Below are 14442 nucleotides of genomic sequence, written 5' to 3'. Positions count from 1 at the left end.
GTACCGGTCGGTCTGCGCGTAGGAGGTTGTCACGCCCTCGGCACGGTAGCGGGCCTGCCGCCACGCCAGGACCAGATTCCAGACCAGGCGTACGCAGCCGAACGTGCGGTTCAACACCGCGGCTTGTTCGGCGGTGGGGTAGATCCGCACCTTGTAAGCCGTACGCACGTTCGAACTTTACAAGCGTTTTGCCTAACCGGTCAGCAGAAGGAGCAAAGTCGTGAGCGCTTCTCGTTCAAGGCTGTCCCGGCTTCGCCGGGCCACTCCTGACGAGGTCCGGATTCCTCCCGGTCCTGAAGAACCGGGCTTCCTCCGGAGGACCCGGTGAGGATCCGGTTCCGCGCCGGCCGGTCAGTTCATCCGGGCCGTGTCGGAAGGCATGGCCACCGGATGGCGCAACGCGTCGGCGCGGGTCGGATACACGGTGAGCCGCGAGATGAGGCCGAGCAGCGAGAACAGGTGACGCATCTGCGGGCTCATCCCGCAGACGGCGCCGTCACCGTCCTTCGGCGGGGTGCGGACGCAGGCGTCGATGAGCACCCTCATGCCGGCGCTGTCGATGAACCGCAGCTTCTCGACGTCGAACAGGATGCGCGTCGCGGGCCGGACCAGAAGGGGAGCCACCCGCTCACGCAGCTTCGGGACCGTGATCACATCGAGTTCGCCACTGAGGGTGACGAGGGTGAAGGGAGGCGACTGCGCCACCGACACCTGGAAGTCGTGCAAGGGTCCCACCTCCGCTGGTGAGACGACCCTATCCGGACCGCTTCCGGCCTCGCCCATATTACGCGCGAGGGGTGATTAATCCCATATAACCGACGAAAACTCTGTTCAGGTTTCACTTCCGCCGCTCGGGTAGTCGCGGTCCATGGGCATACGAGCAACGGCGGTCGTCTGCCTCGCGCTGGTCGCCCCCGCGCTGATCGTCACAGGGTGCGCCTCAGCGGAGGACACCTCGGTCGCCGGGACGGCGGAGCGGTTCCTGTCCGCGGCCGGAGAAGGCCGGGGAGGGGAGGCATGCCTGCTCCTGGCACCCAGGGCCGCGCGGTCACTGGACGACTGCGAGAAACAGATCGTGTCGGCCGGACTGCGGGCGGGCGCGGTACGCGGTGTCGACGTCTGGGGCGACGAGGCGCGCGTACGGGTGGACGGCGACACGCTCTTCCTGCACCGGTTCCCCGACGGCTGGCGGGTGCGCGCCGCGGGCTGCGAGTCCCGCCCGGATCAGTCGCACACAGGGCAGCCGTACGAATGCGAGGTGGAGACGTGAACGGTGCGCGCACGCTCTACGCGGTGCTGCTGGTCACGATCGCGCTGGTCCTCGCGTACGTGATCGTCGTCGGCCTCGCGGGGAGGTAGCGGCGATGAAGCGTCTGGTCAGGGAGAACGCGCTCGCACTGTGCTTCCTGCTGCTGTTCCTGGTCACCCTGGCCGGGCAGTCGGTCGCGGGCGCGGCGGCCTTCAACGAGGAACAGGTGGCCGAAGGCGGCTCCCCCGTCACGTGGGCCCACTACGTCACCTCGTCGAGCTTCGCCGTCGACGTGGCCGAGAACTGGCAGTCGGAGTATCTGCAGTTCTTCCTCTACATCCTCATCACCGCCTGGCTGATCCAGCGCGGCTCGCCGGAGTCGAAGAAGAGGGGCGAGGAGGGCCTGGAGTCCGATGCCGAGCAGAAGGTCGGCCCGCACGCCGGCCCCGGCTCCCCCGCCTGGGCGGCGGCGCCCGGCTGGCGACGGACGGTCTTCAGCCATTCCCTGGGCATCGTGATGGGACTGCTCTTCCTGCTGTCCTGGCTGGCCCAGTCGGTCGCCGGTCTCGCGGCCTACAACAACGAGCAGCTCGCCCAGCTGGAGGACCCGGTCGACTGGGTCGGCTACGTGACCTCCCCCGACTTCTGGAACCGTACGCTGCAGAACTGGCAGTCGGAGTTCCTGGCGGTCGCCTCCATGGTCCTGCTGGCGATCTTCCTGCGCGAGCGGGGCTCACCGCAGTCGAAGAAGGTCGGCGACCCGCACTCCGAGACGGCGTCCACCGGCTGACGGACCCCACGCCACCGGATGACAATCCCGGTCAAAGCCTCCGAATGTCCACGTTTGTCGCATTCCACGGTTTGGGTACGCCCAGCGCCAATCGTGGGGAGGAGCACCGAGATGACGTTCAATCCGCTGCAGGAGCGGGGGATCCCGCTGGATCGGCAGGTGCGCAACTGGCGCGAGCTGAATGTCACGCCGATCGATCCGGATCGCGCCGATCCCTACACCCGGTGCCGGATCATCACGATGAACGGCATCGAGATCGAAGCGATCATGTTCAGCCATCATTTCGCCAGGCGCTGCCCCGACCTGGAGGTGCGGCAGCGCCTGGCGGAGGTGCGCTACATCGAGGCCCAGCAGCAGAAGGCGGTCAACTGGCTGCTGCCGGGGCTGGCCTCGGTGCTGGAGACGACCCTCGCCTACGAGCAGGTGGCGGTGGACCTGACCGCCTGGGTGGCCCGGATGGAGCCCGACCCCTATCTCAAGCAGGCCTACCAGTTCGGCGTGCTGGAGGACTTCGACCACCTGTACCGGTACGCCAACCTGTACGAGATGATCGAGCACCGCAAGGCCGAGAAGATCGTCGACCAGCTGACCGAGGTGATGCCGGGCCGGCCGACGAAGATGCACCACCGGCACCCGGCCGACAACGTCCGGGAGCACTACAACCGGGAGACGGCGCAGGCGATCTCCAAGCTGCACGCCTTGACGATCATGTCCGCGGAGCAGCAGACGATGAACTTCTACATGAACGTCGGCCCGATGTACATGGAGCCCATCGCGCGGCAGCTCTACCAGGAGATCGGGCTGATCGAGGAAGAGCACGTCACGCACTACGAGTCGCTGCTCGACCCGGGCGAGACGTGGTGGGAGCAGTGGCTCAACCACGAGTACAACGAGTGCTACCTGTACCACTCGTTCATGAAGACCGAGTCCGACCCGAGGATCAAGGCGATCTGGGAGCTGCATCTGAACATGGAGCTGGAGCACCTGCGGATCGCCGCGGACCTGTTCCGGCAGCACGACGGGCGGGATCCGGAGCAACTGGTGGCCCGGGAGTTGCCGAAGCCGGTGACGTTCGAGCCGAACAAGGAGTACCTGCGCGAGCTGATCGCCACGCAGATCGACTACACGACGCTGGGCACCGGGTACGTCCAGGAGGCCCACGAGCGGTTCCAGCGCTGGCAGGAGCAGCTCATGGGCGGGGAGGAGCCGCCCAGCGAGCGCGTCATCGACGAGAACCGCGCCAGGTCGGGCGACGAGTACCGCCTGGAGACCGAGGGCACCCACCCCCTCTACAGCCTGCGCACCCACTGAAACGGGGCCCGGCCCGGGCCCGCACGCACGCGTACGGACCCGAGCCGGGGCTCATGCTCCTACCTGCGCAGCGCCTGGCGGATCAGGTCGCGCGCCCGATCCATGATCGCCGCGGGCGGGCCCAGCAGCAGGTTCCTCGTCATCGACTCCACCCCCGGGTGCGGACGGGTCGGGGCCATCGCCTCGGCGGCCCGGACGCCGAGCGCCATGGCCCGCCGCTCCGCGGCCGTCGTCTCGGCCCGGAGCCTGGCGAACTCGTAACGCTCCTCGGCCCGCGCGTGCGTGAGCACGGCCATCCGCAGCTTGTCCAGCTCGGGCATGAAGCCGGGGTGCTCCGGGCCCATCTCGTCCAGCCTGCGGAGCATCTCCTTGGCCTCGCGCTCCTCCTTGAGCCGGTCGGCCACCACTTCCGCTCCCCCGTCCACCCGCAGCCGCGTGTAGGGGTGGACGATCTCCTCCTCGGCCGTCTCGTGGACGGCCAGCATGCGCACCAGCCGCCGGAACGGCTCGTGGCGCCTGCCCGGCGCGGCGTGCTCCACCTCGTCGAACATGTCCCTGATCAGCGAGTGCTGGTGGACGAGCAGGTCGACGACGTCGCCTTCCTTCATCAGTTCGGGCACCGGGTGCTGCACGTCGGTCATGTCCCTCTCCCCTCGGATACGGCGCCCGGCCTCCGACGGGAGGCCGGGCGCCGGACGAAACGGGACCACGGTCGAACCTGACCGCACATGGCGGACACCCGGCTATCTACCCCTGCCGTGCGGTGATCAGCAGCCGATGGGGCTCGATCCCAGCGCCACGTCGTCGTACCAGATCGTGTCCGAGTCGCCGCCGTAGCTCTCCCAGCCCAGACGGAACGTCGTGGGCCGCGGCGCGGTGGAGCGGCGCAGCCACTGCGCGTCCACGTCGGTGGTCGGCGTGCCGTCCACCCGCAGGCCGGCGATCTCCTGGTCGTCCAGGTACGTACGCATGGCCTGCTGCGTGGTGTCGATCTGGAAGCGCAGGCAGACCCAGCGGTTGACGGGCAGCGGGGCGCTCAGCGCGACGCCGGAGGGGCTCTGCTCGGGCAACGTGGCGTCGTCGGACTCCCGGTTCCACTGCAGCGCGCCGTTCTGGCCGCCGATGCGCAGATCCTTGCCGCCGTCCCTGGAGTCCGACATCGTGATCATCGCGACGTGGCCCGCCGGGAGCGCCGTCGTGTGGCGCACCCACATGCGCCCGTACACCACGGGTGAGATGGCGGAGACGTTCTTGGTGGTCCCGGCGAAGATGTGGTTGCAGTAGTTGCCGCCGCCGTTGATCCGCAGCGACCTGCCGCCGCTGTGCGCGGTGGCGGTGTCGATCGTGGCGGTGCCGGTCCCCGAGCAGTTCGGAGTGGTCACCTGCCACTCACCCGACGGCGTGCCCGACTGATCCTCGAAGCCGGAGCAGACGACCAGGCCGTTCCCCGAGCAGCCGGACGGCGAGGGCGTCACCGAAGGACTGGGCGAGGGAGACGGCGAAGGGGACGGCGAGGGCGAAGGAGACGGCGACGGCGAGTGGTCCACGGTCGGCGACGGCGACGGTGTCGGCCTCGGCGACGGCGAGAGCGAAGGAGACGGAGAGGGAGAGGGAGAGGGAGAGGAGGTGCCGCCGCACGGCACGCCGTTCAGCGACCAGTCGGACGGCGTCGTGAGGCTGCCCGACCAGGTGCCCTGGAACCCGAAGTCGGCGGTGCCGCCGGTGGCCAGCGAGCCGTTCCAGGCGACGTTGGTCGCGGTCACGGTAGTGCCCGACTGGCCGACCTGGGCGTTCCAGGCGTTGGTGATCTGCTGGCCGGTGCCCGCCGTCCAGCTCAGCGTCCATCCGCTGACCGCCGAGCCGAGGTTGGTGAGCCGCACCGACGCGGTGAAGCCGCCCGGCCACTGGTTGGTCGTGTAGTCCACCTTGCAGACGGGAGCCGCGGTCGCGGGGCCGGGCACCAGCACGACCACGAGGCCGGCGACCAGCGCGGCCAGGGCCGCGACCAGGCGCGCCGCCGGAGAGCCCGGCAGGCCGCGGGCGGCGGGGCGATGCCCTCGGACGGAACGGAACTGCTTCATGCGTACCTCGTTTTCTGCGCATCTGCTCGTTCGGCACGCCACCCGGCTCGCGCGCCCCGCCCTCCTCCCGAAACGAGCACGGACAGGCGAGGTCAGGCGCTCCCGCTCGGGGCCGCGGCCACTGGGACAGATGGGTCGCGACGCTGCGGCCCCCCGGACGCAGATGTTTTCTCCGGGTCGCGGAACCGGTCAACGGACGCCACCGCTCCCGGGCCGGTCCCGCCCGAGCGGCGACGACGCCCGCGCAGCTCACGGGCACGACATGGGCCGGAGACGGCCGGGCGCGGGCGACGGGGCGAACTGAATCTTTCACCGCGGGCACCCCGGCGCGCCCGCCCACGTGACGCGCCCTGCCTGTCCGGCCCCCGGCCGGTGCCCCCGAGCGCCCGACTCTCGTAGTCTTCGCACTGACACGCGCGAACGCAAAGGACAACCCCCAATGGCAGATGCAGGGTCCTGGGTCGTCGTCGGGCTCGACAACGGCGGCACAAGCAACAACGCGACCGTTCTCGACGCCTCAGGGCGGTTCCTCGTGGACCGGATGGTCGAGACGCCCAGCCTCGTACGGGAGGGTCCTGAGGTCGCGGTCGAGCAGCTGCTGCTCGCCCTCGACAACGTGCTGGAGCTGACCGGCACGCCGCGCTCCACCGTACGGGCGGTGGGCCTGGACACTCCCGGCCCGGCCAGCGCCGACGGCGTGATCTCCTCGAAGGGCGCGACCAACTTCGTCGATCCCGGCTGGTTCGGCTTCGACTTCCGCGGGGCTCTGGAGTCCCGGCTGGGTCTGCCGGTCGTCTACAACAACGACGGCAACGCCGCCGCTCTCTACTCCCACCACGTACGCTTCGGGCCGGACGCCTGGCAGCACTCGTCGGTCTCGGCGATCGTCGGCACCGGCCTCGGCGGCGGCGTCATCCAGTCGGGGCACGTGGTGAAGGGCGCCGCCGGGATGGCCGGCGAGCTCGGGCACGTCCACATCCCCCTGCAGGGCCTGCTGGAGGAGGGCCAGCCGCTGCCCGAGTGCAACTGCGGCTTCGTCGGGGACGCCGAGAGCGTCGCCTCGCTGACCGGCATCGAGAAGAACCTGCTGCCCTACTGGCTGACCCGCTTCCCGGGCCACGAGCTCAACGGGGTCGAGCCCGTCGGGAAGGCCGCCAAGCTGCTGCGCGGCTACGCCGAGAACGGCGACCCGCTCGCGCTCAAGGTCTTCGAGCAGCAGGCCATGGCCATCGGCAGGCTGTTCACCATCGCGGCCAACTTCACCGACCCGGACGCGTACTTCCTGGGCGGCGGGGTGGTCGAGGCGGCCCCGCACTTCCGCGAGTGGTTCCTGGAGAAGGTCCGCGAGCACACCCTGCTGCGCGAGGAGCAGCGGCGGGTGGCCGCGGTGACGCTGGTCGAGGACCTCGACATGGCCGGCGCCCGGGGCGCGGCGCTCGCCGCCCTCGCCGAGATCGTCGGCCGCTGACACCTGTTCGCGATCGGACCCGGCCGCGGCGGGTGATCTGGACGGATCACCCGCGCGGCCGGGGTCCGGCGAACGGAACGTCCAGAGCGGGTTGCGAATCTCGTTCGGTTCGGCACGATGCGGGATCGTGAACGACACAGACCTGCTCAACGGCCGCCGCTTCGTCATGATCAGCTCCACGGCCAGCACGGTGGACGCCGACGCCCCCACCGAGTTCGCCTACGAGGAGTCGGGCGGCGTCATCTGGGGGCACTACACGGGCGACACCGTCGTCCACGGCCGGTTCGTCGGCACCCGGGACGCCGACCGCATCGAGCTGTCCTACGTCCACCTGCTGAAGACCGGCGAACGCGCGAGCGGCCGCAGCACCAGCCGCATCGAGACGGCCGAGGACGGCCGGCTGCGCCTGGTGGAGGAGTTCCAGTTCGAGGGCGACGACGCCACCCACGTCAGCGTCTGCGCCGAAGTGATCTAGCTAGGTCGCGTCGCGCAGCGCCGCGCGGCCCTCGGCCGCGCCGACGAAACGCATCTTGCCGAGCGGCAGCCCCTGCCCCTGCCCCTGTCCCTGCTCGGGGTCAGACGAGGGCGAGGGGCCGGGCCGCCGCGGGGCGCCGCGTCCCCGGTCCCGCTCCCGGTCGCTCGGCAGCACGTACGGCCGCCTGAGCACCTCGTCGAGGATGAACACGGTCTCGGTGGCCTTGACGGCCGGGATGTTGGCCAGGCGTTCTGTGACCATCGCGTGCACCTCGGCGACGTCGGCCATCCTCACCTGGATCATGGCGTCGTGCTGCCCGGTGGTGATGGCGCAGTACTCCACCTCCGGCATCTGGGCGAGCTGGGCGCGGAACTGCCGCCACATCTGCTGGCGCACGGTCACGAAGATCAGCGCGACGATGCCGAGGCCGGCCCGCTGGTGGTCGATCTCGGCCGTGAAGCGCCTGATCACGCCGTCGGCGCGCAGCGCCTCGAAGCGCGTGTAGGCGTTGGCCCGGGAGATTCCCACCCGCTCGGCGAGGGCGGACACCGAGACCCGCCCGTTGTCCCTGAGCACCTCGAGGATCTTCAGATGGGTGGCGTCCAGCTCCAGGCCGATGCCGATCCGTCCAGTGGCGCCGCCCCCGGACCCCGAGTTGCTTGACATTTCGGTCACTGGTTCTTCCTCCATGGGAGATTCGTCTCGGCTTGGCCGCAGGAGCTGGACTTTCTGCCGGACAATCCTGGACGATCGGCGACCAAACGTCCACACGGCCAAGGGTTGGCCAATTTTCGGAGGACCACAATGACGACCCGTTCGTGGCAGGCGAGGGCCGGCCTTCTGCCGGTCGCGCTGACCGGCGCACTCGCCCTCGCGGCCTGCTCCGGCGGCGGCTCGTCCAGCAGCACCCCAAGCGGCGCCGCGGGCAAGACGCTCGTGATAGACACCTCGTTCGACCTCAAGACGGCCGACCCGGGACGGACCTACGAGCCCACCGGTCTCATCGTCGACAAGGCGACCTACGACACGCTTCTCACGTTCGAAGGCTCCGACGTCACCAAGCCGGTGCCCGCGCTCGCCGAGTCGTACGAACTGTCGCCCGACGGCAAGGAGCTCACGCTCAAGCTGCGGCAGGGCGCCAAGTTCGCCGACGGCTCCCCGGTGACCGCCGACGACGTGGTGTTCTCCCTCACCCGCGTGCGCGACATGAAGGGCACCCCGTCGTTCCTGCTCGACGGCGTGGAGATCGCCAAGACCGACGACACGACCATCACGCTGACGTCGAAGAACCCCAACCCGGCGCTTCCGTACATCCTGCCGAACCCGGCCCTCGGCATCCTCAACTCCAAGGTGGCCAAGGAGCACGGCGCGACGAACGACCCGAACGACAAGGCCGAGCAGTACCTGAACTCCGCCTCGGCCGGCTCGGGTCCGTACACGATCGAGTCGTTCAACGTGAGCAGCCAGGTCGTGCTGAAGGCGAACGCGCAGTACTGGGGCGCGAAGAAGCCGTACTACGACAAGGTGGTCATCCGCAACGTCGAGTCGGCCACGCAGAAGCTCAACGTGCAGCGCGGCGACAGCCAGGTGGCGCTGAACCTGTCCGGCGACCAGGTGGCCGGCGTCTCCGGCGGCCTGCAGGTCAAGCGGACCGCCTCGGCGTACGTGTTCTTCCTGCTCGCCAACCAGGACTCGGGCGTCAGCAAGATCACCTCCAACCCCAAGTTCGTCGAGGCCGTGCGCAAGGGCATCGACTATCCCGGCCTGCTCGAGCTGGCCGGCGAGGGCTCGACGCAGGCGTCGGGCATCATCCCGTCGATGTTCCTCGGCGCGCTCCCGCCCGACCAGGCGGCCAAGCGCGACGTCGAGGGCGCCAAGGCGGCGCTCCAGCAGAGCGGCGTGACGAACCCCACGGTCAAGCTGGAGTACCCCAGCGAGCTGACTGTGAACGGCCTGTCCTTCCAGCCGCTGGCCGAGCGCATCCAGGCCAACCTCAAGGAGGTCGGCATCACGGTCGAGCTGACCCCCGCCCCGGTCACCACCGCGCTGGACAACTACCGCAACGGCAAGGAGGAGCTGGGCCTGTGGTACTGGGGCCCCGACTTCCCCGACCCCAGCAACTACCTGTCGTTCGCCCCGGGCAAGCTGGTCGGCCTGCGGGCCGGATGGAAGGCGGGCGCGGACAAGGACGTCGAGGCCGCGGCCGACAAGGCCGGCGCCGCGGTGACCGACGACGACCGCAAGCAGGCGTACACCGACTTCCAGCAGAAGCTCAACGCGACCGGTCCGTTCATGCCGCTGATCCAGCCCGGCCAGAACATCGTGACGGCGGCGTCCGTCACCGGTGTGGAGTACCACCCCGTGTGGACGATCAATGTCGCCGACCTCGGCGCCAAGTAGCCGCCGTACGAGGAACCGGGCGCTGCGCAGCCCGCTCGCCCGGTTCCTGGTCCGGCGGATCGTCACGGCGCTGCTGCTTGCGGTGGGGATCACGCTGGTCACCTTCGTGCTGACCAACCTGGTGCCGGGCGACCCGGTGTCGGCCAACCTCGGCCAGCGGGCGCTCGGCGACCCGGCGATCGTGGCCCAGTGGCGCGCCGATCACGGCCTCGACCGGCCGCTGCCGCAGCAATACCTGATGCACCTCGAAGGGCTGCTGCACGGCGACCTCGGGACGAGCCAGCAGAGCCACCGCCCGGTGCTGGACGACCTCGCCGAGTCCGTGCCGGCCACGCTGGAGCTGGCCGGGGCGGCCATCCTCGTCTCGCTGATCCTCGGCGTCGGATTCGGGGTGATCGCCGCGCTGCGCCGCGACCGCCTCTCCGACCACGTGCTGCGGGTGCTGAGCCTGATCGGCATCTCGGTGCCGACGTTCTGGCTCGCGCTGGTGGCGTTCTACGTGTTCTTCTTCCGGCTGCAGGTCACCCCCGGCAGCGGCCGCATCGATCCGGGGATGACCCCACCGCCGCAGGTAACCGGCCTCTACACGGTCGACGCCCTGCTGTCGGGACGCTGGGACGTGTTCTCCTCGGCCGTCGGCCACCTGGCCGCGCCGGCGCTCGTGCTGGCCCTCTACACGATCGGCCTGCTGACGCGGTTCACCCGCTCGGCCGTGCTGGAGGTGCTCGGGCAGGACTACGTACGCGCCGCCCGCGCCAAGGGCCTGCCCGGCCGGGTGGTGCTGTTCCGTTACGTCCTGCGCCCGGCGCTGGTGCCCGTCATCACCGTCGCCGGCCTGGCGTTCGGCAGCCTGCTGTCCGGCACCGTGCTGGTGGAGGCCGTCTTCGCCTGGCCGGGGGTCGGCCAGTACGCCTACAAGAGCGCCACCACCCTCGACCTGCCCGCCATCATGGGCGTCGGTCTCGTGGTGGGCGTGGTCTACCTCGTCATCAACCTGGTCGTCGACGTGCTCTACGGCGTCATCGACCCGAGGGTGAGGGTCTCATGAAGCGCGCCGGCCTGTTCGCGCGCACCCGCGTGAGCCGGCTTCCGCAGGCGTGGCGGCGGCCGCTGGCGATCGTCGGCACCGTCGTCGCGCTGGCCTGGATCGTGGTCGCACTGGCCGCGCCGGTGCTCGCGCCGCACGACCCGCTGGCGCAGGAGCTGCCCAGGCTCGCGCCGCCCGGCCCCGGCCACTGGCTCGGCACCGACCAGCTCGGCCGCGACATCCTCAGCCGGATCATGTATGGCGCGCGGGTGTCCATCCCGCTCACGCTGCTGCTCGTGGTGCTGTCGGTGCTGATCGGCGGCCTGCTCGGCGCCTGCGCCGGATACTTCGGCCGGTGGGTGGACGAGACGATCATGCGCCTGGCCGACCTCGTGTTCGCCTTCCCCACCGTCATCCTCGCGATGGTCGTCGCCGCCGCCCTCGGCGCGAGCCTCGGCAACGCGGTGCTCGCCGTGCTCGTCGTCGCCTGGCCGGCGTACGCGCGGGTGACCCGCGGGCTCGTGCTCGGCGTACGGGAGCGGGAGTTCGTGCTGAGCGGGCGGCTGCTGGGCTTCTCCGCCTGGCGCTCGCTGCGGGTGGACGTGCTGCCGAACGTCACCGGGCCCGTGCTGGTGCTCGCCACCCTCGACATCGGCACCGCGCTGCTGCTGCTGTCGGGCCTGTCGTTCCTCGGGCTCGGCGCCAAGCCGCCGTCCCCCGAGTGGGGCGCGATGGTCGCCGCCGGGGTGGACGTCTTCGACAGCTGGTGGGTCGCGACGTTCCCCGGGCTCGCGATCCTGACGGTCGTCCTCGCGTTCAACTTCCTCGGTGACACGCTGCGCGACGCGCTCGACCCGCGTACCGCCCGGGCGATCAAGGAGCGTGCGCTGTGACAGCAGAGTCAGGGACGGCCGCGTTGTCGATCGAGGGGCTGCGACTGTCGATCGGCGGCCACGACGTGCTGCACGGCGTCGACCTGAGCCTGGAGGCGGGCCGCGTGCACGGCCTCGCCGGCGAGAGCGGCTCGGGCAAGACCATGACCGGTCTCGCCGTGCTCGGCCTGCTCCCCCACGGCTCCCGCGTGTCGGGGCGGATCGCCTTCGGCGGCCGGGACCTGCTGGGGATGCCGGCCCGTGAGCTCAACCAAGTGCGCGGCGCCAAGATCGCCATGGTCTTCCAGGACCCCGCGACCAGCCTGCACCCGATGCTGACGGTGGAGCGGCAGCTCACCGAGCACATGGGCCACCACCTGGGCGTCGGCAGGAAGGAAGCGCGCGAGCGGGCCGCCGGCCTGCTCGCCAAGGTGCGCATCCCCGGCCCGGAGGAGGCGCTGAAGCGCTATCCGCACCAGTTCTCCGGCGGCATGCGGCAGCGGATCGCCATCGCCGTCGCCCTGGCCTGCGAGCCCGAAGTACTGATCGCCGACGAGCCGACGACCGCGCTCGACGTGACCGTGCAGGCCGGGATCCTCCGCCTGCTGCGCGGCCTGTGCGACGACCTCGGCCTCGCCGTCCTCCTCGTCACCCACGACCTCGGCGTGATGTCGGCGGTCGCCGACGAGGTGAGCGTGATGAAGGACGGCCTGGTCGTGGAGACCGGCCCGCGTGGCCAGGTGCTGCGCGAGCCGCGCCACCCCTACACCCGTTCGCTGCTCGACGCCCTGCCCGTGCCTCCTGGGGAGAACTCGCCATGACCGTGCCTCTGACTGGGCCCCTGTTGTCCGTGGAGGACCTGGTCGTGGAGCACCGCACGCCGGGCCGCCCGGTCGTGCGGGCCGTGGCCGGGGCCAGCCTGCACGTCGCCGCCGGCGAGGTCGTCGGCCTGGTCGGCGAGTCGGGGTGCGGCAAGTCCACCCTGGCCCGGGCGGTGTGCGGGCTGCACGGCGCGGCCTCGGGACGGATCCTCGTCGGCGGGCACCCGGTGACGCCCCTCGGGCTGCGCCGCAGGGACCCGGCGCTGACCGGCGTGCAGATGGTGTTCCAGGATCCGTACTCCTCGCTGAACCCGCGCCGCCGCGTGGGCGCGCAGATCGCCGACGGGCTGCGTACGGCGGGCGACACCGCGACCGAGCCCGCCGACCTGCTCGAACGGGTCGGGCTGCCGCGCGCGTTCGCCGGCCGATACCCGCACGAGTTCTCCGGGGGGCAGCGGCAGCGCGTCGCGATCGCGCGGGCGCTCGCCGCCCGGCCGTCGCTGCTGATCGGGGACGAGCCCATCTCCGCCCTGGACGCCTCGGCCCAGGCGCAGGTGGCCCGGCTGATGCGCGACCTCGCCGTGGAGTCCGGCGCGGGCCTGCTGTTCATCAGCCACGACCTGTCCGTCGTACGGCTGATCGCCGACCGGATCGCGGTCATGTACCTCGGCAAGGTCGTGGAGACCGGGCCGACCGCGGAGGTGTGGGCCGACCCGAAGCACCCGTACACGCGGGCGCTGCTCGCCGCGATCCCCTCCCCCGACGGCGCCGGGGTGCTGCCCGCCGAGCTGCCCGGGGACGTGCCCGACCCCGCCGATCCCCCGGCGGGCTGCCGGTTCCACCCCCGCTGCCCGTTCGTCATGGACGTGTGCCGGGAGCGGGAGCCGGACTTCGGACCGGCGGCCTGCTGGCTGCACGCGCCGGAGTCGTCCTCCACGCCATGATCGACCCGCTCATGCTGGAGGACGTGCGCGCCGGGATGGCCGGGGCGGGCATCGACGCCCTCGTGCTGCGGCCCTCCCCGGACTTCCGGTATCTGCGGGCGGCCCCGCTGTCGGCCGCGGGCGGCGAGGAGAGCTACCTCGTGGTGGCGCTCGACGGGCCGCCCGCCCCGGCCGACGACCCCGCGCAGGCGGCGGCCCTCGTGCCGCCGACGGCCCGCCGCGTGGCGGTGGACCCGCAGATGCACGCCGCCGAGCTGTTCGCGCTGCGCCTGGACGCGGAACTCGTGCTGGCCTCGGCCGTGCTCGCGCCGCTCCGCCTGCGCAAGCGGGCCGACGAGGTGACCGCGATGCGGCATGCCGCCGCGGCGGCCGACGCCGTGCTGCTCGCCGCGCGCGAGCTGACGTGGTTCGGCGCCACCGAGCTGGCGATGGCCCGCAGGCTGCGGGCGATGCTCGCAGAGACGGGCTGCGAAGGGGCGCCCTCCGTGCTCGTCGCCGCGGGCGAGCACTCCGCCGACGCGCGTCACCGGCCGTGCGAGCGGGTGATCAATCCCGGCGACGCGCTGCTCGTCTCGGTCGGCGGACGCTGGAACGGCTACTGCGCCGAGGTCGCCCGGGTCTTCGCGGTGGCCGAGCCGCCGGAGGACTTCGACGCCATGTATTCGGTCGTCCTCGCCGCCCAGCGGGCCGCCGTCGACCGCGTACGGCCCGGGGTGGCCTGCGCAGAGGCCGCGACGATCGCCGGCGAGGTCATCGACGGCAGCGGTTACGGCGACTACGCCGCCGTCCGAGCCGGCCGGGGCATCGGACTGAGCCCGGCGGAGGGGCCCTGGCTGGCGGCCGGGGAGAGGTTCGAGGCCGGGATGACCGTATGCCTGGAGCCCGCCATCTACCTGCCCGACCTCTTCGGCGCCCGGGTGGCCGACGTGGTCGTGTGCGGTGTGGAGGGGCCGGAGCTGCTCAGCACCGGCTCCCGCGCGCTGCACGTCCTCGACCGGTAGACC

General features: G+C 71.1%; 16 protein-coding genes. 11 read left to right on the top strand and 5 right to left on the bottom strand.

The window, feature by feature from the left end; genetic code table 11:
• Together Msi02_RS39155 and Msi02_RS39150 are read right to left on the bottom strand one after the other, a co-directional pair.
• Nucleotides 1-168: helix-turn-helix domain-containing protein (locus Msi02_RS39155; RefSeq protein ID WP_204052809.1), on the bottom strand; the 168-nt coding region annotated here is incomplete at its 3' end.
• 183 nt (nt 169-351) lie between these two features.
• The gene (locus tag Msi02_RS39150; protein ID WP_204052803.1) at nt 352-726 is read right to left on the bottom strand and encodes an STAS domain-containing protein; all 375 of its coding nucleotides are present in this window, start codon (nt 724-726) and stop codon (nt 352-354) included.
• A gap of 142 nt (nt 727-868) precedes the next feature.
• Here Msi02_RS39150 and Msi02_RS39145 point away from each other — a divergent pair, with 142 nt between their 5' ends.
• The 3 genes from Msi02_RS39145 (at nt 869) to Msi02_RS39135 (ending at nt 3350) form a co-directional block, all read left to right on the top strand.
• A complete protein-coding gene (locus Msi02_RS39145; protein ID WP_204052802.1) occupies nt 869-1270 on the top strand; it encodes a hypothetical protein in 402 nt (133 codons plus the stop codon).
• Between the two features lie 94 nt (nt 1271-1364).
• Nucleotides 1365-2039, top strand: a complete 675-nt coding sequence (locus Msi02_RS39140; RefSeq protein WP_204052801.1) for a DUF6766 family protein — start codon at nt 1365-1367, stop codon at nt 2037-2039.
• 111 nt (nt 2040-2150) lie between these two features.
• On the top strand, nt 2151-3350 hold the full coding sequence (locus Msi02_RS39135) for a hypothetical protein (protein WP_204052800.1): 1200 nt from the start codon (nt 2151-2153) through the stop codon (nt 3348-3350).
• A 59-nt stretch (nt 3351-3409) separates the two neighbouring features.
• Here Msi02_RS39135 and Msi02_RS39130 read toward each other — a convergent pair whose 3' ends face one another.
• Nucleotides 3410-3991 carry a hemerythrin domain-containing protein gene (locus Msi02_RS39130; protein ID WP_239109184.1) on the bottom strand — a complete coding sequence of 194 codons (582 nt, stop codon included), beginning with the start codon at nt 3989-3991 and terminating at the stop codon, nt 3410-3412.
• Nucleotides 3992-4117: 126 nt separating this feature from the next.
• Complete coding sequence (locus Msi02_RS39125; protein ID WP_204052799.1) at nt 4118-5431, bottom strand: cellulose-binding domain-containing protein; 1314 nt, start codon at nt 5429-5431, stop codon at nt 4118-4120.
• A 439-nt stretch (nt 5432-5870) separates the two neighbouring features.
• Between Msi02_RS39125 and Msi02_RS39120 the strand changes: the two genes are divergently transcribed.
• Nucleotides 5871-6899 carry an ROK family protein gene (locus Msi02_RS39120; RefSeq protein WP_204052798.1) on the top strand — a complete coding sequence of 343 codons (1029 nt, stop codon included), beginning with the start codon at nt 5871-5873 and terminating at the stop codon, nt 6897-6899.
• A gap of 127 nt (nt 6900-7026) precedes the next feature.
• Entirely contained in the window at nt 7027-7374 is a 348-nt protein-coding gene (locus Msi02_RS39115; RefSeq protein WP_239109182.1) for an avidin-fold protein, read from the top strand.
• Here Msi02_RS39115 and Msi02_RS39110 read toward each other — a convergent pair whose 3' ends face one another.
• Nucleotides 7375-8040 (bottom strand): Lrp/AsnC family transcriptional regulator, encoded by a 666-nt coding sequence (locus Msi02_RS39110; protein WP_239109186.1) that lies wholly within the window; start codon nt 8038-8040, stop codon nt 7375-7377.
• Nucleotides 8041-8178: 138 nt separating this feature from the next.
• Between Msi02_RS39110 and Msi02_RS39105 the strand changes: the two genes are divergently transcribed.
• The 6 genes from Msi02_RS39105 to Msi02_RS39080 are packed head-to-tail and all read left to right on the top strand — an operon-like array spanning nt 8179 to nt 14439.
• Nucleotides 8179-9774 (top strand): ABC transporter substrate-binding protein, encoded by a 1596-nt coding sequence (locus tag Msi02_RS39105; protein WP_204052796.1) that lies wholly within the window; start codon nt 8179-8181, stop codon nt 9772-9774.
• Nucleotides 9749-10822, top strand: coding sequence for an ABC transporter permease (locus Msi02_RS39100; RefSeq protein ID WP_204052795.1), 1074 nt, complete (start codon nt 9749-9751; stop codon nt 10820-10822). Before Msi02_RS39105 ends, Msi02_RS39100 begins: the two co-directional genes overlap by 26 nt.
• Complete coding sequence (locus tag Msi02_RS39095; RefSeq protein ID WP_079316556.1) at nt 10819-11694, top strand: ABC transporter permease; 876 nt, start codon at nt 10819-10821, stop codon at nt 11692-11694. Before Msi02_RS39100 ends, Msi02_RS39095 begins: the two co-directional genes overlap by 4 nt.
• The gene (locus Msi02_RS39090) at nt 11691-12494 is read left to right on the top strand and encodes an ABC transporter ATP-binding protein (protein ID WP_204052794.1); all 804 of its coding nucleotides are present in this window, start codon (nt 11691-11693) and stop codon (nt 12492-12494) included. The genes Msi02_RS39095 and Msi02_RS39090 overlap by 4 nt, the downstream gene beginning before the upstream one ends.
• The gene (locus tag Msi02_RS39085; RefSeq protein ID WP_204052793.1) at nt 12491-13438 is read left to right on the top strand and encodes an ABC transporter ATP-binding protein; all 948 of its coding nucleotides are present in this window, start codon (nt 12491-12493) and stop codon (nt 13436-13438) included. Before Msi02_RS39090 ends, Msi02_RS39085 begins: the two co-directional genes overlap by 4 nt.
• Nucleotides 13435-14439, top strand: coding sequence for a M24 family metallopeptidase (locus Msi02_RS39080; RefSeq protein ID WP_239109181.1), 1005 nt, complete (start codon nt 13435-13437; stop codon nt 14437-14439). The genes Msi02_RS39085 and Msi02_RS39080 overlap by 4 nt, the downstream gene beginning before the upstream one ends.
• Nucleotides 14440-14442: the final 3 nt, after the last annotated feature.

This window comes from Microbispora siamensis (assembly GCF_016863095.1).
GTDB lineage: Bacteria > Actinomycetota > Actinomycetes > Streptosporangiales > Streptosporangiaceae > Microbispora > Microbispora siamensis.
Note: the sequence above shows the minus strand (reverse complement) of the source record. Positions and strands in the feature narration are given on the sequence as shown.